General features: G+C 73.6%; 17 protein-coding genes. 12 read left to right on the top strand and 5 right to left on the bottom strand.

The window, feature by feature from the left end; all coding sequences use genetic code 11:
* Both ACTWP5_RS26785 and nudC read left to right on the top strand, forming a co-directional pair.
* Nucleotides 1-864 (top strand): PD-(D/E)XK nuclease family protein (locus ACTWP5_RS26785; protein WP_443223702.1); only part of this gene is annotated, 864 nt, incomplete at its 5' end.
* Nucleotides 865-874: 10 nt separating this feature from the next.
* On the top strand, nt 875-1,810 hold the full coding sequence (gene nudC, locus ACTWP5_RS26780; protein ID WP_443223701.1) for an NAD(+) diphosphatase: 936 nt from the start codon (nt 875-877) through the stop codon (nt 1,808-1,810).
* 57 nt (nt 1,811-1,867) lie between these two features.
* Here the strand turns inward: nudC and ACTWP5_RS26775 are convergent, their stop codons facing one another.
* Entirely contained in the window at nt 1,868-2,125 is a 258-nt protein-coding gene (locus tag ACTWP5_RS26775) for a glutaredoxin family protein (RefSeq protein ID WP_443223707.1), read from the bottom strand.
* A 113-nt stretch (nt 2,126-2,238) separates the two neighbouring features.
* Here ACTWP5_RS26775 and ACTWP5_RS26770 point away from each other — a divergent pair, with 113 nt between their 5' ends.
* From ACTWP5_RS26770 to ACTWP5_RS26755, 4 genes are all read left to right on the top strand, one after another.
* On the top strand, nt 2,239-4,509 hold the full coding sequence (locus ACTWP5_RS26770; protein ID WP_443223700.1) for an ATP-dependent DNA helicase UvrD2: 2,271 nt from the start codon (nt 2,239-2,241) through the stop codon (nt 4,507-4,509).
* A 167-nt stretch (nt 4,510-4,676) separates the two neighbouring features.
* Entirely contained in the window at nt 4,677-4,988 is a 312-nt protein-coding gene (locus ACTWP5_RS26765) for a hypothetical protein (RefSeq protein ID WP_443223699.1), read from the top strand.
* 126 nt (nt 4,989-5,114) lie between these two features.
* On the top strand, nt 5,115-5,465 hold the full coding sequence (locus ACTWP5_RS26760) for a WhiB family transcriptional regulator (RefSeq protein WP_443223698.1): 351 nt from the start codon (nt 5,115-5,117) through the stop codon (nt 5,463-5,465).
* Nucleotides 5,462-5,815 carry a hypothetical protein gene (locus tag ACTWP5_RS26755; protein ID WP_443223697.1) on the top strand — a complete coding sequence of 118 codons (354 nt, stop codon included), beginning with the start codon at nt 5,462-5,464 and terminating at the stop codon, nt 5,813-5,815. The genes ACTWP5_RS26760 and ACTWP5_RS26755 overlap by 4 nt, the downstream gene beginning before the upstream one ends.
* A gap of 62 nt (nt 5,816-5,877) precedes the next feature.
* Here ACTWP5_RS26755 and ACTWP5_RS26750 read toward each other — a convergent pair whose 3' ends face one another.
* Nucleotides 5,878-7,422: an ABC1 kinase family protein gene (locus ACTWP5_RS26750; protein WP_443223696.1), complete on the bottom strand. Its 1,545-nt coding sequence runs from the start codon at nt 7,420-7,422 to the stop codon at nt 5,878-5,880.
* Between the two features lie 197 nt (nt 7,423-7,619).
* A complete protein-coding gene (locus ACTWP5_RS26745; protein ID WP_443223695.1) occupies nt 7,620-8,714 on the bottom strand; it encodes a ThiF family adenylyltransferase in 1,095 nt (364 codons plus the stop codon).
* 262 nt (nt 8,715-8,976) lie between these two features.
* Here ACTWP5_RS26745 and ACTWP5_RS26740 point away from each other — a divergent pair, with 262 nt between their 5' ends.
* The 4 genes from ACTWP5_RS26740 to ACTWP5_RS26725 all read left to right on the top strand — a co-directional run bounded on the left by ACTWP5_RS26740 (nt 8,977) and on the right by ACTWP5_RS26725 (nt 13,074).
* Nucleotides 8,977-9,555, top strand: coding sequence for a M48 metallopeptidase family protein (locus ACTWP5_RS26740; protein WP_443223706.1), 579 nt, complete (start codon nt 8,977-8,979; stop codon nt 9,553-9,555).
* A 207-nt stretch (nt 9,556-9,762) separates the two neighbouring features.
* Nucleotides 9,763-11,589 carry a TerD family protein gene (locus ACTWP5_RS26735; protein ID WP_443223694.1) on the top strand — a complete coding sequence of 609 codons (1,827 nt, stop codon included), beginning with the start codon at nt 9,763-9,765 and terminating at the stop codon, nt 11,587-11,589.
* 12 nt (nt 11,590-11,601) lie between these two features.
* Nucleotides 11,602-12,282: an AIM24 family protein gene (locus ACTWP5_RS26730; RefSeq protein ID WP_443223693.1), complete on the top strand. Its 681-nt coding sequence runs from the start codon at nt 11,602-11,604 to the stop codon at nt 12,280-12,282.
* 12 nt (nt 12,283-12,294) lie between these two features.
* Nucleotides 12,295-13,074: an AIM24 family protein gene (locus tag ACTWP5_RS26725; RefSeq protein WP_443223692.1), complete on the top strand. Its 780-nt coding sequence runs from the start codon at nt 12,295-12,297 to the stop codon at nt 13,072-13,074.
* A 194-nt stretch (nt 13,075-13,268) separates the two neighbouring features.
* Here the strand turns inward: ACTWP5_RS26725 and ACTWP5_RS26720 are convergent, their stop codons facing one another.
* Both ACTWP5_RS26720 and ACTWP5_RS26715 read right to left on the bottom strand, forming a co-directional pair.
* Nucleotides 13,269-13,796 (bottom strand): NUDIX hydrolase, encoded by a 528-nt coding sequence (locus tag ACTWP5_RS26720; RefSeq protein WP_443223691.1) that lies wholly within the window; start codon nt 13,794-13,796, stop codon nt 13,269-13,271.
* Nucleotides 13,793-15,286, bottom strand: a complete 1,494-nt coding sequence (locus tag ACTWP5_RS26715) for a zinc-dependent metalloprotease (protein WP_443223690.1) — start codon at nt 15,284-15,286, stop codon at nt 13,793-13,795. Before ACTWP5_RS26715 ends, ACTWP5_RS26720 begins: the two co-directional genes overlap by 4 nt.
* A 282-nt stretch (nt 15,287-15,568) precedes the next feature.
* On the opposite strand from ACTWP5_RS26715, the gene ACTWP5_RS26710 reads away from it, so the two are divergent.
* Together ACTWP5_RS26710 and ACTWP5_RS26705 are read left to right on the top strand one after the other, a co-directional pair.
* Nucleotides 15,569-16,747: an NAD-dependent epimerase/dehydratase family protein gene (locus tag ACTWP5_RS26710; protein ID WP_443223689.1), complete on the top strand. Its 1,179-nt coding sequence runs from the start codon at nt 15,569-15,571 to the stop codon at nt 16,745-16,747.
* Nucleotides 16,748-16,800: 53 nt separating this feature from the next.
* A complete protein-coding gene (locus ACTWP5_RS26705) occupies nt 16,801-17,256 on the top strand; it encodes a molybdenum cofactor biosynthesis protein MoaE (protein ID WP_443223688.1) in 456 nt (151 codons plus the stop codon).
* Nucleotides 17,257-17,446: the final 190 nt, after the last annotated feature.

Raw genomic sequence — 17,446 nt, 5'->3', positions numbered from 1 at the left:
GGCGCGCGGGGCGGGGCGCCCGGCGTCGCGTCGGCCGGGGAGCCGCCCGGGGACGGCGTGCCGCCCAGGGACCCGCCCAGGGACGGCGTCGCGCGCGAGGACGGGCGGGGAGACGACATGACGCCCGAGGAGCAGCGGCTCGTCGCCTCCTGGGACCGGGACCTCGACGCGCTCGCCGGCGAGCTGCGCCGCTCCCGCGAGGCCGTCCGCGAGGTCCCGTTGCCCCCCACCCTCTCCGCCACCCAGGTGCAGCGGCTCGCCGCCGACCCCGAGGGGTTCGCCCGCGAACTGGCCCGCCCCATGCCGCGCCCGCCGCGGCCCGCCGCCCGCCGCGGCACCCGTTTCCACGCCTGGGTCGAGTCCCGCTTCGAGACGCTGGCGCTGCCGATGCTCGGCCCCGACGAGCTTCCCGGCGGCATCGACGACGAGGACGTCGAGGAGAGCGCCGAGATCCGCGACGAGCGGGAGCTCGCCGTGCTGAAGGAGGCGTTCGCCCGCACGCCGTTCGCGCACCGGACGCCGTACCGGATCGAGGCGCCGTTCCAGATCCAGCTCGCCGGCCGCATCATCCGCGGTCGCATCGACGCCGTGTACCGCCGGCCGGGCCCGGCGGGGCCCGCCAGCGACACGTACGAGATCGTCGACTGGAAGACGACGCGTCGCCAGGACGCCGACCCGCTCCAGCTGGCGATCTACCGTCTCGCCTGGGCCGAGCGCCACGGCCTCCCGCTGCGGGACGTCTCGGCGGCGTTCCTGTACGTCCGCAGCGGCGAGCTGGTGCGGCCGCCCATCCTGCCGGGACGGGCCATGCTGGAGCGGCTGCTGCTGGGGGAGGACACCTGGGACCCGAACGACCCCGGTTAGGCTTTTGTCCATGCGTACCCCCTCGGCTCAGGACAGCGCGGTCCGGCCTCCCGTACCGCTCACCGGCACCGGCGGCATCGACCGTGACGCCGGTCACCGCCTCGACGAGCCGTGGCTGGCGGCGGCCTGGAGCCACCCGACGACCAGGGTCTTCGTCGTCTCCGGGGGGCAGGCGCTGGTGGAGGAGACCGACGACGGGCGCACCGAGCTGGTGATGATGCCGTCCTTCGACGCCCCCCTCACCGAGGCCCACCGGTACTACCTGGGCTCCGACGCCGACGGGGTGCGGTACTTCGCGCTCCAGAAGGACGCGTTGCCGGGCCGGATGGACGACCTGGCCAGGCCGGCGGGGCTGCGCGAGGCCGCGGGGCTCCTGTCGGAGCGGGACAACGAGCTGATGGTGCACGCCGTCGCGCTGGAGAACTGGCAGCGCATGCACCGCTTCTGCTCGCGCTGCGGGGAGCGGACGGTCATCGCCGCCGCCGGGCACGTCCGGCGCTGCCCGGCGTGCGGTGCCGAGCACTACCCCCGCACCGACCCGGCCGTGATCATGCTCGTGACGGACGAGGAGGACCGGGCCCTCCTCGCCCGCCAGTTGCACTGGCCGAAGGGGCGTTTCTCCACGCTCGCCGGGTTCGTCGAGCCCGGGGAGTCGGTGGAGCAGGCCGTGGCGCGGGAGGTCGCCGAGGAGGTCGGCCTCACGGTCGTGGAGTCGGAGTACGTCGCGAGCCAGCCCTGGCCGTTCCCGTCCAGCCTGATGCTCGCCTTCCTGACGCGGACCGCGGACAGCGAGCTGCGGGTGGACGGTGAGGAGATCGACGAGGCGCGTTGGTTCTCGCGCGACGCGTTCCGGGCGGCCCTGGAGTCGGGCGAGGTGCTTCCGCCCTACCAGGTCTCCATCGCCGCCCGGCTCATCGAGATGTGGTACGGCAAGCCGCTGGCGTAGCGCGTGTCACATCCGGCCGCCGCGGGCCGGCCGCGGCCGGCCCGGTGTGGGAGAGCCCTACGCGGCCAGGGCCTGCTTGACGTCGGCGAGCGAGGGGTTGGTCATGGTGACCTCGGGCCCGCCGCCGTTCGGCGCGACGACCACGGTGGGCACCGTCTGGTTCCCGCCGTTCGCCTTCTCCACGAGGGTGGCGGCCTCCGGGTTCAGCTCGATGTCGATCTCCGTGTAGGCGATGCCCTCGCGGTCCAGCTGGCTCTTGAGCCGGCGGCAGTAGCCACACCACGTCGTGCTGTACATCGTCACGGTGCCCATCAGTCCTCGCATTCCTCGCACTCGCCTTGGGGTCACCAGCCAAACGCACCGCCCGGTATGAATAATTCCGACCGGCTGTGGAGAACGGAACCTGTCTGTCCGAGCCACCTGGCAGCATGGCGGGCGTGACAGCACCAGTCCCACCCACACCGTCCTCCTCCGCCTCCGCGCCCGTCCCGGCGTCCACCACCGTCGCCGCGGACTCCTCGGCCGACGCCGTGCTGGAAGGGCTCGACCCCGAGCAGCGTGCCGTCGCCACCTCCCTGCACGGACCGGTGTGCGTGCTGGCGGGCGCCGGGACGGGGAAGACCCGGGCGATCACCCACCGCATCGCGTACGGCGTGCGGGCGGGGGTGTACCGGCCGGCCACCGTGCTCGCCGTCACCTTCACCCAGCGGGCGGCGGGGGAGATGCGGGGGCGGCTGCGGCTGCTGGGCGCGGGGGGTGTGCAGACGCGGACCTTCCACGCCGCCGCCCTGCGGCAGCTCCAGTTCTTCTGGCCACGGGCGGTGGGGGGAGAGCCGCCCCGGCTCGTGGAGCGGAAGTTCGCCCTGGTGGCCGAGGCCGCCGCCCGGTGCCTGCGGGGGCGGCTGGAGCGCGCGGAGCTGCGGGACGTCACGGGTGAGATCGAGTGGGCCAAGGTGACCCAGATCACCCCCGAGGAGTACGCGGCGGCGCTGGGGAAGGCGGGGCGTGAGGCGCCGCGTGACCCGGCGGAGACCGCCAGGATCTACGCGACGTACGAGCGGCTCAAGCAGGACCGCGGGGTGATCGACTTCGAGGACGTGCTGCTGCTGACCGTCGGAATCCTCACGGACCGGGCGGACATCGCCGAGACCGTCCGCCGCCAGTACCACCACTTCGTCGTCGACGAGTACCAGGACGTCAGCCCGTTGCAGCAGCGGCTGCTGCGGCTGTGGCTGGGCGAGCGCGACAGCCTGTGCGTCGTGGGCGACGCCAGCCAGACGATCTACTCCTTCGCCGGCGCCACCCCCGACCACCTGCTGAACTTCCGCGCCGAGCACCCCGACGCCACGGTCGTGAAGCTGGTCAGGGACTACCGCTCCACACCCCAGGTGGTGCACCTGGCCAACGGGCTGCTGGCGCAGGGTCGGGGCAGGACCGCGGAGAACCGTCTGGAGCTGGTCTCGCAGCGCCCGCCCGGGCCCGACCCGGTCTTCAGTGAGCACCCCGACGAGCCCGCCGAGGCCGAGGCCGCCGCGCAGCGGATCAGGGAGCTGCTCGTGCCGGCCGCCGAGGGCGGCCCCGGGGTGCCGGCCAGCGAGATCGCCGTCCTCTTCCGGGTCAACGCGCAGTCGGAGATCTACGAGCAGGCCCTCGCCGACGCCGGTGTGCCGTACCAGCTGCGCGGGGCCGAGCGGTTCTTCGAGCGGCCCGAGATCCGGCAGGCCGCGCTCGCGCTGCGCGGCGCCTCCCGCGCGGGGGGGAACGACGGCGCGCTCGACGGCGCCGAGGACCTGGCCGGCCAGGTGGGCGCCGTGCTCGCCACCACCGGGTGGACCCCGCAGCCGCCCCCGGGCTCCGGCGCGGTGCGGGAGCGGTGGGAGTCGCTGCGGTCCCTGGTGCGGCTGGCGGAGGACTTCCAGGGCGCCAGGCCGGAGGCCACGCTGGCCGACTTCGTCACCGAGCTGACGGAGCGCGCGGCCGCCCAGCACGCCCCGACGGTGGAGGGCGTCACGCTGGCCTCGCTGCACGCCGCCAAGGGGCTGGAGTGGGACGCGGTGTTTCTCGTGGGGCTCACCGACGGCACGCTGCCCATCACCCACGCCAAGACGCCCGAGCAGATCGAGGAGGAGCGGCGCCTGCTGTACGTGGGCGTCACCCGGGCCAGGCGGCACCTGACCCTCTCCTGGGCGCTGGCCCGCTCGCCGGGTGGCCGGGCCGGGCGGCGTCCGAGCCGCTTCCTGGACGGGCTGCGGCCCGGCTCCGCCGCGGGCGCCAGAAGCGGCGCGGCAGGCGGCGTGGAGCGGGGCGGCGGGCGCTCCCGCAGGGCCCGCGGGCCGGTGAAGTGCCGGGTCTGTGGGAAGACGCTCACGGAGGCGGTCGAGGTCAAGCTGCGGCGCTGCGCCGAGTGCCCGTCCAGCATGGACGAGGAGCTCTACGAGCGGCTGCGCGAGTGGCGCCTGGAGCGTGCCAGGGAGCTCTCCCGTCCCGCGTACGCGGTCTTCACCGACGTCACCCTGATGGCGATCGCGGAGGACGTGCCCGGCGCGGAGGACGAGCTCGCGCGGATCTCAGGGGTGGGCCCCCACAAGCTGCGCCAGTTCGGCGCCGAGGTGCTGGCCCTGTGCGCGGGCGAGGAGCCGCCCACCAGCGAGGACGCCGCCGACGACGCCCCCGCCGAGGACTCCTCGGAGAACCTCTGAAACTCACGCGAAAAATGGTTTGCGCGCGCCGGAGAAGTCCGCATAGCGTGCTGCCCACGGCGCCGGAGAGGCTTCCTCTCTCAGCGGCTCCGTGTTGTACTGATGTGACCCCGTCGGGACGGAATCAGCTCCGTCCCGCCACGACGCCACGAAGGAGGCGAACCAAGATGGCCAGCATCATCACACTGCCCGGCATCGAGGCCGCCTTCTCCTGCGCGCCCGGCGGTGTCCAGCGGTATGGCACTGGTCTGCCCGGTGCCCTGGTCGCACGTCCGGCCGTCCACGCGACGCGTGTGGTCCGTCACGAGCGACTTGTCCCGGCACCGGTGGTAGTGGCAGCAACTCCGCGCGCGGTTGACGCGGCAGCTGCCGTCGCGGCCAATGACGCCGGCTCCGAGACCCAGACCTTTGGACAGAAGAAGACGCAGCGTCACATGTGGGCCCTCCGCGGGCTCGATCCCTGGAGCGATCCAGCCTGATCGGCGAGATCAGGTCGGCACCTTCCAGGGCCGCGGAACCCACACCGGGATCCGCGGCCCTTCTGTTTGCCTCGCCCGACCCGGCACCAGCCGGGGCCACCACAACCGAACGCACGAGGACACGACATGCCACTCGCGCCGTACGCCCGCCCCGACCTGAACTCACCACCCGATCCGGAGACCTCTGTGACCCCCCTGTTCACCCTGAACGCGCTCGACGAGGCGATCGAGCGGCTCGACCAGAACGTGCCCTGCCGCACCGGCGACCCCGAGGTGTTCTTCGCCGAGTCCCCCGAGGACGTGGAGTACGCCAAGTCGCTGTGCCGTGCCTGCCCGCTGCGGGAGGCCTGCCTGGCCGGCGCCAAGGACCGCCGCGAGCCCTGGGGCGTCTGGGGCGGCGAGCTGTTCGTCCAGGGCGTCGTCGTGCCCCGGAAGCGGCCCCGCGGCCGCCCGCGCAAGAACCCGGTCACGGCATGAACGCCCCCGGCACCATCGAGCGGCCGGCGCCGTACGGCCCTGACCTCCACACCCACATGACTCTTCTCGACACACTTCTCGACCGGCAGACCGACGCGGTCACCGGCTCCGAGCCGGACGCGGCCCTGCCGCGCCGCAAGCAGAACAGGAACCGCACCTTGCATCTCATCAACGAAGCCATGGCCAGGTCCCATATGGAGGACCTGAGGCGGGAGGCCGAGAGCCAACGCAGGGCCCACCGGCTGATCCTCGCGGACCGGCTGGAACGCCGCTCCCGGCGGCTCCAGCAGCGGGCCGAGCGCGCCTCGCAGCGTGCCCGGCGCGCGGTGGCCCAGGCCCTCATCCCGTAGCCGTCGGCTGGGACGACATCGCCGAACAGGCCCGACACCCAAGCCACGAACGCACCCCGGTCTCAGGCCGGGGTGCGTTCCTGTTCGCCGCCCCGTTCGCCCTCCAGGCCCTCACCCGTACCGCCGCCCGCGTCGATCTCGACCGCTCCCTCGGCGTCTCCCTCGGCATCGTCGTCCCCGGTCTCGCCCTCGCCCCCGGCCTCACCGTCGGTGACGTCCTCCCCGAGCGCCTCGTCGGTGTCGTGCAGCTCGTTCGCCGCCTCCGCCTCGTCGTCGAGGTCGAAGCCGGGCAGTCCGGCGGCCAGCTCCTCCCGCAGCCGCACCGTGGCGCCCAGCTGGCACAGCACCCCGATGGTGCTGAGCGTGACGCGGTGGATCAGCAGGTACGACGGCGGGAGGTTCAGCTGGCGTCCCAGCTGGTGCGCCGCGGACCTGGGGTCGGCTATGCGACCCGCCTGGTGGCGCAGCCACTCCCGGCTGAAGCTGAACGCCTCCTCCCGAGCGGGCTCGATGATCGGCAGCAGATAGTCGAGCACGGCCGCCGGGTCCAGCTCGATCGACGGCTTCACGAACCCCTCGGCGCACAGCTGCTCGTAGACCTCTTCGGCGTCTCCGTCGAGCGTCAGCCGCAGGGCCCGGCCGATCGCCGGGGGCAGGCCGCCCGGCAGCCGGTTGACGGCCCCGAAGTCCAGGACGCCGAGCCGCCACGACGACACCGGCTCTCCCTCCTCCGAGGGCACCAGACGGAAGTTGCCGGGGTGGGCGTCGGCGTGGAGGAGGCCGGTCCTGGCGGTGCCCGTGAAGAGGAAGTGCGCCAACAGCTGGCCCGCCCGGTCGCGCTCCTCCCGCGAGCCGTCGCTGATGACCCGGGAGAGCGGTATCCCCTCCAGCCACTCCGTGACGAGCACCTGGTCGCGGTGGCAGACGACCTCGGGCACCACCACGCCCGGGTCGTCCCGGAACGCCGCCGCACAGATCTGCTGCGCCTCCGCCTCCAGGCCGTAGTCAAGCTCCTCGGCGACCCGCTCCCGCAGCTCCGCTATGAGCGGCTTGAGGTCGAGGCCCGGCACCAGCGGGCCCAGCAGGCGGGAGAACCGTCCCAGCTGGGTGAGGTCCGACAGGAGGGCCTCTCCCGCGCCCGGATACTGGATCTTGACGGCGACGTCGCGGCCGTCGTGCCACACCGCCCGGTGAACCTGGCCGATCGAGGCGGCCGCCGCGGGACGCTCGTCGAACTCCTCGAACAGCTCCCGCCAGTCAGCTCCCAGCCGTTCCGCCAGCGCCGCGTGAACCGAGGAGGTCGGCATCGGCGGCGCCGCCTCCTGGAGCTTGGTCAGGGCGGCCCGGTACGGGGAGGCCACCGTCTCCGGAAGCGCCGACTCGAAGACCGACAGGGCCTGGCCCAACTTCATCGCGCCGCCCTTGAGCTCGCCGAGCACGCTGAAGAGCTGCTGGGCCGTTCGCTGCTGGAGCTCGTTGCCCACGAGCTCGGCGGACCGCCCTCCGATCCGCTTGCCGAGGCTCCAGGTGGCTCGCCCGGCGAAGCTCAGCGGCAGCGTGGCGAGCTTCGCGGTCCTGGTGACCGCCTTGCGGGGCAGGTCAGACATTGTTGTCCCCTCCAAGTCCCATGTGTCCTCCGAGGCCGCCCGAGGTCAACGGATCGCGAGCCCCCTGGGGTCTGTCGTCCGGATCCTCGTGGACCAGCCCGCGTCGTCAGCCGGGATGCCAGGCGGCGCGGGCCCGCGAGGGTCCGGACGACAGGTCCTAGCACTGTGCACCGCGTGTCCACCGGTGTCCTACCCGTTTATCGCGTCCGGGTCATGGCCTCCGTCTCCGGTCGAGCCGCCCTGGCCGCCTCGCACGGGCAGTCCGGGTGTGGGTCGATCGTATGGCTGGTCACCGACAACTCGGGAAGCACCACCTCGGTCCGGGTGCTCGGCGCCGGTGGCGAGGTGCCGTCGAGATATCCGAGCGCGACACAGGCTGTCAGTCCCGCGACGGTCGCCGCCAGCGCCGTGTCGCAGGCGGGCACCCCCGGCCGCCGTGCGTTGCGCCACTGGCTCACCAGCAGGGGCCACCCCGGCTCCGTCCGTGCCCGACCGCGGAGCAGGCAGCCGCCGCAGGCCGTCACCCCCGGCAGGACCAACGGTCCGACGAAGCCACTCGCCTCCACGACGCCGGCGTACAGGTGCGCGGTGCCCCGCGCGAGCGTCGGCTCGGCGGGCATCGGGTCGGGGGCATAGGCCGCGATGCCGTCGCGTGGTGCGAAGACCACCAGGTGAGGTCCCTCGTCCCGCCGCCGCTCCGAGCCCGCCCCGCGGCGCCACGGCATGACGGCCGAGACGGCACGCCGCACGGCCCGGTCGCGACGCTCACCCACCTGCTCGGGGCGGACCCCTCCCGGAGCGGTGTCCTCGGGTTCCACCCGGTCTCCGTCCACGACCTCCACCGAGCCGACGCCCGCGGCCGCCAGGGTGACCGCGACCGCGGCCCCGACCCGGCCCGCTCCCCGCACCAGCACCCGAGCGCGCCGGCGCGCCGCCAGCGCCCGTAACCCGCCACCCGGCTCGGGACGCAACAGTGAGAGCGACGCCAGATCGGGCCGCTGCGCGTCGGTCACCTCGGAGGCGGCGTCCCGGTCGGCCGTGGAGTCGTCCAGCACGCCCGCCCGCGCCAGCTGCCCGGTCAGCCGGTCGGCGGCCTGACTGCCGAGCCCGAGCGTCGCCGCGGCCTCTCGCAGCACCGGCATCCCCCGGGTGCCGTCCAGGAGGGTGAGGAAGCTCTCAGTGGCGCTGTCCAGTGGTCCGAACAGGACCGAGTGTGAGGGCGTCACCCCGTACCTCACCGTCTGGCGGTCACGCCAGCCGCGCCGCAGTGAGGGCTTGATCATGGGATGCATCAGTGGTCTCCCGTCGGCTCGTTGGGGTCCGGTGGACCGCCCTGGCCTCATCATGCGGAGCCGGGGGAGAGAGCGACGGAAGTTATCCACAGGGAAGGTCCAATAATCAGACTTAACGGGGCGTGCGCGGGTGCACTGTCCGGTGCGGAGGGCTCGACGAGGGACATTTCCGGCCGTCACCGGGTAACGTCGAGGTGTGCCCGCCGATCCGCTGAGCAGCGCCGGCCCGCCGCAGCAAGGTCTCCCGGCGGGCCCGTCGGCGCTGAACGGCGAGAGTGTCACTCCCGGTGTCGGGCGGCAGGGCCCGGTCGAGGTACGACGCAGCGCCCGCCGCCGTCGCACCGTCTCCGCGTACCGCGAGGGCGACCGCACCATCGTGCTGATCCCGGCCCGCATGTCCGCCGACGAGGAGCGGCGCTGGGTCTCCGTGATGCTCGACAAGCTCGCCGCCCAGGAAGACCGCCGGATGCTCGACGACGACGAGCTGAAGCAGCGGGCCGGCCAGCTGTCCGACCGGTACCTCCAGGGGCGCGCGCTCCCCGACAGCGTGCGCTGGGTCACCAACCAGAACGCCCGCTGGGGCTCGTGCACGCCGGCCCTCGGCACCATCCGGCTCTCCCACCGCCTCCAGGGCATGCCCGAGTACGTCATCGACTACGTCCTGCTGCACGAGCTCGCCCACCTGCTGGTCCCCGGCCACGGGCCGCCCTTCTGGGAGCTGCTGGAGCGGTACCCACGCACCGAGCGGGCCCGTGGCTTCCTCGAGGGCGTCGCCGCGGCCGAGCGGCTGCCCTACGTGCCGTGGTCCGGCGCGCCGCGAGCCGCCGATCCCGCGCAGTGACCCGGGCGGCGTGGGCCGCCCCCGGCGGGGACCGTCGCCGCGGACCGTGACCGGCGGCCCGCGAACCGTGCCCGAAGCCCTCGGGCGCCGGCGGCGAGGGGCCGAGAAGGGCCGACGGGGAACCGACCCGAGCAGCGTCGTCGTCAGTGGGAGGGACTAGTGTGGCGCGGAAATCTGTCTTAGCGGGATGGGGGACGGTCGTTACGTATGGCACGGCAATTCCAGCGTGGCCAGAAGGCCAGGCTCAGCGACCTGACACTGGGCACCGACCTGTACGTGGGCGTGCAGATCACGGGGCCAGGACTGACCTTTGACATCGCCTGCTTCGGGCTGGACGCCTCCGAACGGCTGTCGGACGACCGTTACTTCATCTTCTACAACCAGACCAAGTCCCCCGAGGAGTCGCTCCAGCTCCTCGGCGCGCAGGCCGGTGACACCGAGTCCTTCCGTGTGACCCTCGACCGTGTGCCCGCCACCGTCGACAAGCTGTCCTTCACCGCCACGATCGACGGTGCCGGCACCATGTCCCAGGTCGGCCCCGGGTATCTGCGCATCGTCGCCGGTGGCGAGGAGGTCGCGCGGTACTCCTTCGACGGCTCGGAGTTCAGCAGCGAGCGCGCCGTGATGCTCGGCGACATCTACCGCAAGGACGGCTGGCGGTTCGCCGCGGTGGGGCAGGGCTTCGACGGAGGCCTGGCGGCGCTGCTGAAGAACTTCGGTGGCGAGGTCCTGGAGGAGGAAGAGCAGCAGCCGCAGGCCGCGCCGGGCGGAGCCCCGGGCTTCGCCCCGCCGGGCGGGGCCGCGCCGCAGGCCGCCACCCCGGGTTTCGCCCCGCCGGGTGGCGCCGCGCCGCAGCCGGCTCCGAGCTTCGCGCCGCCGGCGGGAGGCGCACCGGCGTCCAGCCCGGCGGCCGCGCCGCCACCCGCGCCCGCCGCTCCCCAGCCCGCGCCGGCCCCCGCGCCCCCCGCGCCCGCCGCTCCGCAGCCCGTGCCCGCGGCGGGTCCCGCCGCGCCGCCCCCCGCTCCGGCTCCCGATCCGACGGTGCCGATGGCCCCACCCGGCGCGCCCGCCCAGCCGGGCTTCGGACCGGGCGCTCCCGCGCCCGGCGCACCCCCACAGCCGTTCCCGGCCCAGCCGGGACCACAGGCCGCGCCGCCCGGTGGCTTCGGCCCCGGCGCCCCCGCCCCCGGCATGCCGGCCCCCGGGATGCCCGCGCCCGGCGCCCCGGCCCCGTACGGCGCGCCCGACCCCTACGGCCAGCCGCCCCAGCCCGGTCAGCCGCAGCCTCCGGGTGGCCAGCCGTATCCGCAGCCGGGCCAGGCCGGCCCGCCGCCGATCCCGGGCCAGCCGCAGCCACAGGGCCAGCCCCCCGCCAGCCTGCACGCCGCGCTGAACCTCTTCCGCGTCGCGGCCGAGCAGCGGCGTTGGAGTACGCCCAACCCCCAGCTCGTCCGCGCCGACCTCAGCCTCGACCGCCAGCCGTTCCTGGCACGCCAGGGCAGCATGGTGATGTACCACGGCGACGTGGAGTTCTCCTTCAAGGGCGGCGGCCTGAAGCGCCGTTTCGCCGCCAACATGACCGGCGAGGGCTTCGGCTCCCTCATGCGGTGCACCGGCAGCGGCCAGGTGTACCTCGCCGAGGAGCAGGCCCACCTGCACGTCGTCGAGCTCCAGGGCGACGCGCTCTGCATCGCCAGCCAACACGTCCTCGCCTTCGACGAGTCCCTGGAGTCGGACGTCCGCCGCATCGACGGCCACGGGATTCCGGGCGGTTCGCTCTTCGCCCTCCAGCTCAGCGGCCACGGCTCGGTCGTGATCAGCACCCGCGGCGAGCCGGTGGTGCTGCCGGTCACGCCGATGACCTTCGCCGACGCCAACGCGGTGGTCGCCTGGTCGTCCGCCGTCCAGGTCCTGGTCACCAACCAGGTACGGCTGCGCCGTCACGCCTTCCCGGGCCACAGCGGCGAGACCACACAGCTACAGTTCCGCGGCGCCCCGGGGAACTTCGCCATCGTCCAGCCGTACGAGATCTGACGGGAGCCCGTGATGAACCAGCCCATGATGGCGGGCTACGCCACGAACCCCCCTGCGGCGCGGATGGAGACCCACGGCCCGCACATCGCCAAGATCGCCATGCAGACGGGCAACGACGTCTTCGCCCGCTCCGGCTCCATGATCGCCTACGAGGGCTACATCCAGTACGAGGCGAACCCGAGGAACATCCGCCAGGCGGCGGCGGGCGGAATCACCGGCGAGAACGTCCCGCTGATGAAGTGCTCCGGCGACGGCGTGCTGTACCTCGCCGACTACGGAGCCAACGTCGTCTGCGTCCCTCTCCAGAACGAGAACATCTCGGTCAACGCGACCAACGTGCTGGCCTTCGACGCCCAGCTCAGCTGGGGTGTGCAACGCGTCAAGGGCGTCGCCAAGTTCGCCGGCCAGGGCCTGTTCAACATCGGCATCTCCGGCAACGGATGGGCCGCGATCACCTCGCGCGGCACACCGATCGTGGTCGACTGCGCCCAGGCGGGGGAGACCCTGGTCGACCCCGACGCGCTCGTCGCCTGGTCGACCGGCCTCCAGATGAAGGGCAAGCGCAGCTTCAAGGCCTCCTCGCTCGTCGGCCGCGGCAGCGGAGAGGCGTACCAGCTCGCCTTCTCCGGCCAGGGATTCGTCATCGTGCAGCCCAGCGAGGACAGCACCGACCGGCTCGCGCAGCAGAACTGAGGGGGACACACCATGCAGGGCACGATCTTCAACTACGCGGTGAACCCGTCGGTCGGCATGCCGGGCCAGCCCGGCCAGCCCGGTCAGCCGGAGCACCTCACCCTCCAGAACCCCCAGCTGTTGCGGGCCAACCTCGCCGTCGGCGACGTCGTCGCGCGGACCGGCAGCATGGTCGCCTTCGAGGGCATGGTCGAGTTCGACGGCGAGTACCAGTCGCGGGGCCAGCGGAACAGGCAGCGCAGCACCGGCGAGTCCCTGCCCCTCATGCGCTGCTTCGGCCAGGGCACGGTCTACTTCGCCAACCTCGCGCAGCACGTGCACATCCTCGACGTCGGGCACGAGGGCCTGACGGTCGACAGCTCGTACGTGCTCGCGCTCGACTCCGGCCTCCACTGGGACGTCGTCGCCGTCGAGAGCCAGTACGGCATCCCCGCCGCCGGCGCGTACAACCTGGTGATCAGCGGCCAGGGGAAGGTCGCGATCACCACCTCCGGCTCCCCGCTGGCGCTGCGCGTCACCCCGCAGCAGTACTGCAGCGCCGACGCCGACGCCGTCGTGGCCTGGTCCACCGGGCTGCGGGTGCAGATGCAGGCCCAGACCAGCAGCACCTCGATCTGGCGTCGCCGGGGGCAGACCGGCGAGGGCTGGGAGATGAGCTTCATGGGCGACGGCTTCGTGCTCGTGCAGCCCAGCGAGCTGCTGCCGCCGCAGCACACCTCCTTCGGAGAGCAGGTGCGGTTCCGCCAGGGTCAGGGTCCCGGCCTCGGCCAGGGCGGCGCCTGGGGACGCTGAGGACGCTGACCACCGAGCGGACCGCGTGCCTCCCCGGGCCGACGCGTGGCCGGGGAGGCACGCGCGGGCATGTCCGGGCTCCGGGCCTCCGGCCCCGGGGCGACCGGTCGTCGTTCCGGAGGAAGCGCCCCTTGAGCGGCGCGCCTCCTCCGGAACGGAACGTGCGTTCCGGAAGCTCCAGAGCCCAGGAGCTCCTAGAGCAGGGCCAGCGTGCGGTCCACGAGACGGACGACCGACGGGTCGGCCACGGCCGCCACCTCGTCGTATCCGAACCAGCGCACGTCCAGTGACTCCTCGCTGACCGCGGCGGACGCGTCACTCGGGGCGATGACCGCGTACTGCACGTCGAGGTGCGTGGCACAGGGCGTGTCGTGCCGGTCGAGGGAGACCGGCCCGGTGCCGAGCAGCCGCAGCCCCGTCACGCCCGACTCCTCCGTCGCCTCGCGCAGGGCCGCACCGGCGAGCGTCGTGTCCGTGTGCTCGCAGTGTCCACCGGTCTGGAGCCACATGCGCAGCTTCCGGTGCAGGGTGAGCAGCACCCGCTCCCCGGCCGGGTCGACCACCAGGGCGCTCGCCGTGATGTGCGCCGCCGGACAGCTACGCCACACCCCGTCGGGGTGGGCGGCCAGATGCGTGACGTACGCCTGGCGCAGGGTGTCCTGCGCCGCCTCCGTCGGACGCCAGCCAGCGAGCACCCGCGCCGCGTCAGCGTGCAGGCTCACCGCTCGTCCCGACCGTTCGTCCCACTCTCCGGCCCACTCCCTGGCCCGCTGTCCGGTCCGCGCTCCGTGCCACCGTCGTCCGGCCCGGAAGCCGCGTCGGGGCCCGCGCCGGGACCCGCGCCGTCGGCGTCGTCCTCGGGACCCTGGATGCCACCCTCGCCGAGCATCCGGTCCAGCTCCGTGAAGTCCGGCTGCTCCCGATGGACGAAGCCGTCCGGGTCATCCAGGTCCTCCGCCGTGGGCAGCATGTCGGGGTGTGACCACAGCGCGTCCCGCCCCTGCGTGCCCCGGGCGTCGCTGAGGGACGCCCACAGGCGGGCCGCGTCCCGCAGCCGCCTGGGCCGCAGCTCCAGCCCGATCAGCGTGGCGAACGTCTGCTCGGCCGGCCCGCCAGACGCCCGCCGCCGCCGCAGCGTCTCGCGGAGGGCCGACGCCGAGGGCAGCCGGTCCCGCGCGGCCGCGTACACCACGGCGTCCACCCAGCCCTCCACGAGAGCCAGCGCCGTCTCCAGCCGGGCCAGCGCCGCCTTCTGCTGCGGCGTGTCCTCCGGCTGGAACATCCCCTGCCGCAGCTTCTCCTGCAGCTCCTCGGGGTGACTCGGGTCGAGCTGTCCGACGAGGTCCTCCAGCTTCGCGGTGTCCACCTGGATGCCGCGGGCGTACCCGTCCACCGCGCCGAAGAGGTGCGAGCGCAGCCACGGGACGTGCGCGAACAGCCGCTGGTGAGCGGCCTCCCGCAGCGCCAGATACAGCCGCACCTCCTCCTGCGGCACGCCGAGGCCCTCGCCGAAGGCCGTCACGTTCTGCGGCAGCAGCGCGGACCGGCCCACGGGGCCCAGCGGCAGCCCGACGTCGCTGGAGCCGACCACCTCGCCCGCGAGGACACCCACGGCCTGCCCGATCTGGGTGCCGAACATGGCCCCGCCCATCTGCCGCATCATCCCCAGCAGCGGGCCGGCCATGTGCCGCATCTCCTCGGGCAGCACGTTCCCCATCGCCGCGCCGACACGCTCGGCGACCGGGTCCACCAGCTCCCGCCACACCGGCAGCGTCGCCTCGACCCACTCGGCGCGGCTCCACGCCACGGCGGAGCCGGTGCCCGACGGCAGCGAGGTGACGCCGTCGAGCCAGACGTCGGCCAGACGGATGGCCTCCTCCACGGCGGAACGCTCGTCCGACCGCACGCTCCGGTCGCGCGACCCGTCGGGCGGGCCCTGCAGGACGGTCTGGCGGGCCACGTTCTTGGCGAGATCCCAGTTCACCGGGCCGCCCTCGTAGGACAGGAGCTGGCCGAGCTGCTGGAAGGCGGCCCCCAGGTCCTGCGGGTTCATCGCGCCGCCCATGCCCATGCCCAGCGGGCCGAACATCGCGGCCAGGGGGTTGTCGGCCGGGCCCTGTCCGCCGCTGTCCTTCTTCTTTCCGGACCGCTCGTCGGATTCGCCGTCCTCCGGCTCCTCCGGGAGACCGAATCCGAATGGCTTGTCACTCACGGGAATCCTCGGCTCTGCGTCGTCGGGCTGTCGGCGCCGTCCTCGGCGTCCGGTCGCCGTCCGTCCGCCGTCACGCGGAGGTCCGGGAGAGGGACGCCCGTCGGGTGTCTGCTCCGCCTGCCCTGCTCTGGGTCTGGATCTGGGTCTGGATCTGGGGTGTGTCGGGGGGTGTGTCGGTGTCTGCGAACGCGTGAATGGCTGGTCTCTGCCTCCAGCCTAGACAGCTCTCAGGCAGGATGGGCCTGCGCACCCGTTACCTGAACCAACCGCTGGAGACGACTTGTGAGTTCCCCGGACCCGGCCGTTCGCGCTCCGCGAAACGGTCCTGCGACCCCGTTGACCATCGCGGTGACCGGGGCGGCGGGCGGGGTCGGCGCTCTGCTGACCGCGCGGCTCGCGCAGGCCGAGGGCGTCAAGCGCGTGCTGGCGCTCGACGAGAGGATCGGTGACGTCAGGGAGGCCGACTGGCACACCCTCGACGTCCGCGATCCGGCCATCGCCGAGCTGCTGCGCACCTCGGGCGCCAGCCGGGCCCAGGACCCCGCGCGCGACGCCGCCCGCGACACGTCCCGGGAACGGGAGCCGTCAGGACCGGTGGACGTCGTCGTCCACCTCGCGCTCGACCTGGACCTCGCGTCCGACCCCGCGGCCCGCACCGCGCTCAACGTCCGCGGCACGCAGACCGTGCTGACGGCGGCAGCCGCGGCCGGCGTCAGACGGGTCGTGCTGTGCACCTCGGCCATGGTCTACGGCGCCCTGCCGGACAACGACGTGCCGCTGGCCGAGGACGCCGAGCTGCGTGCCACGGAGGACGCCTCGTGCGTCGGCGACCTCATGGAGATCGAACGACTCGCCGAGCGCGCCCCCCGCGCCCATCCGGGCCTGAACGTCACGGTCCTTCGCCCCGCGGTCCTGGTGGGCGGCATGGACACCGCACTGACGCGGTACTTCGAGTCACCGCGCCTGCTGGTGGTCGCGGGTTCCCGCCCGCGCTGGCAGTTCTGCCACGTCGAGGACCTGGTCAGCGCGCTGGAGTTCGCCGCTCTGGAGAAGGTCGAGGGGGAGCTGGCGGTCGGCTGCGACGGCTGGCTGGAACAGGAGGAGGTGGAGGAGCTGAGCGGCATCCGCCGCATGGAGCTGCCCTCGGCCCTCGCCATGGGGGCCGCGGCCCGGCTGCACCGGCTCGGCCTCACCCCGTCCCCGGCCGGCGACCTCGCGTACACGATGCACCCGTGGGTCGTCAGCGGCAGCCGCCTCCACGAGGCGGGATGGCGACCGCGGTGGAGCAACGAGGAGGTGCTGGGCGAGCTCCTCGCGGAGGTCTCGGGACGGCACACGGTGGCCGGGCGGCGCCTGGGACGCAAGGACGCGGCGACCACCCTCGGCGCGGCCGGCGCCACGGTGGCCCTGGTCGGCACCGCCGCCCTCGTGCGCCGCGCCCGTCGGGCCCGCAGGCGCTGACACGCGCGGGGGCGGCCCGACACGCCGGGGGCGCGGTGGGGGACGATGGGCGCATGACTGCTACCGAGGCCGCGGAGGCGGCCGGCGCCATCCGCCTGCTCGCGATCCGCGACACGCCGCTGTCGGTGGACGAGGTCTTCGCGGCGGTGGGCGACGACGCGGCGGGCGGGACCGCCCTCTTCGTCGGCACCGTGCGGGACCACGACGGGCACGCGGCGGGCTCGGCGGTCAGCACGCTGACGTACTCCGCGCACCCCACGGCGGACGCGGAGCTGCGGCGTGTCGCCGAGCGGGTCGCCGCGGACTTCCCGGTGCGGGCCCTGGCGGCGGTGCACCGCGTCGGTGAGCTGGCGGTCGGGGACCTGGCGGTGGTCGTGGCGGTCGCCTGCGCCCACCGCGGCGAGGCGTTCACGGCCGCCCGCCGCCTCATCGACGACCTCAAGAAGGACGTCCCCATCTGGAAACACCAGACCTTCGCGGACGGCTCAGAAGAATGGGTCGGCGCGTAGCGCCGTCATTGAGGGGTGGTGGTCGGGTGACGGGTGGGAGGGTCGGCGCGTAGCGCCGTCGTTGAGGGGTGGTGGTCGGGCGTCGGGTGGGGGTCGTCGGCGCTGATAACGAGTGGGTAAATGTGCCTGCAAACCGGGCACGGGTCCGGTTGCGTAACACGTTCTGACAGCGGAGCGTTGGTAGTACGTC

Source organism: Streptomyces sp. 4N509B, assembly GCF_052245655.1.
Lineage (GTDB): Bacteria > Actinomycetota > Actinomycetes > Streptomycetales > Streptomycetaceae > Streptomyces.
This window is presented reverse-complemented; position numbering and strand designations above follow the sequence as displayed.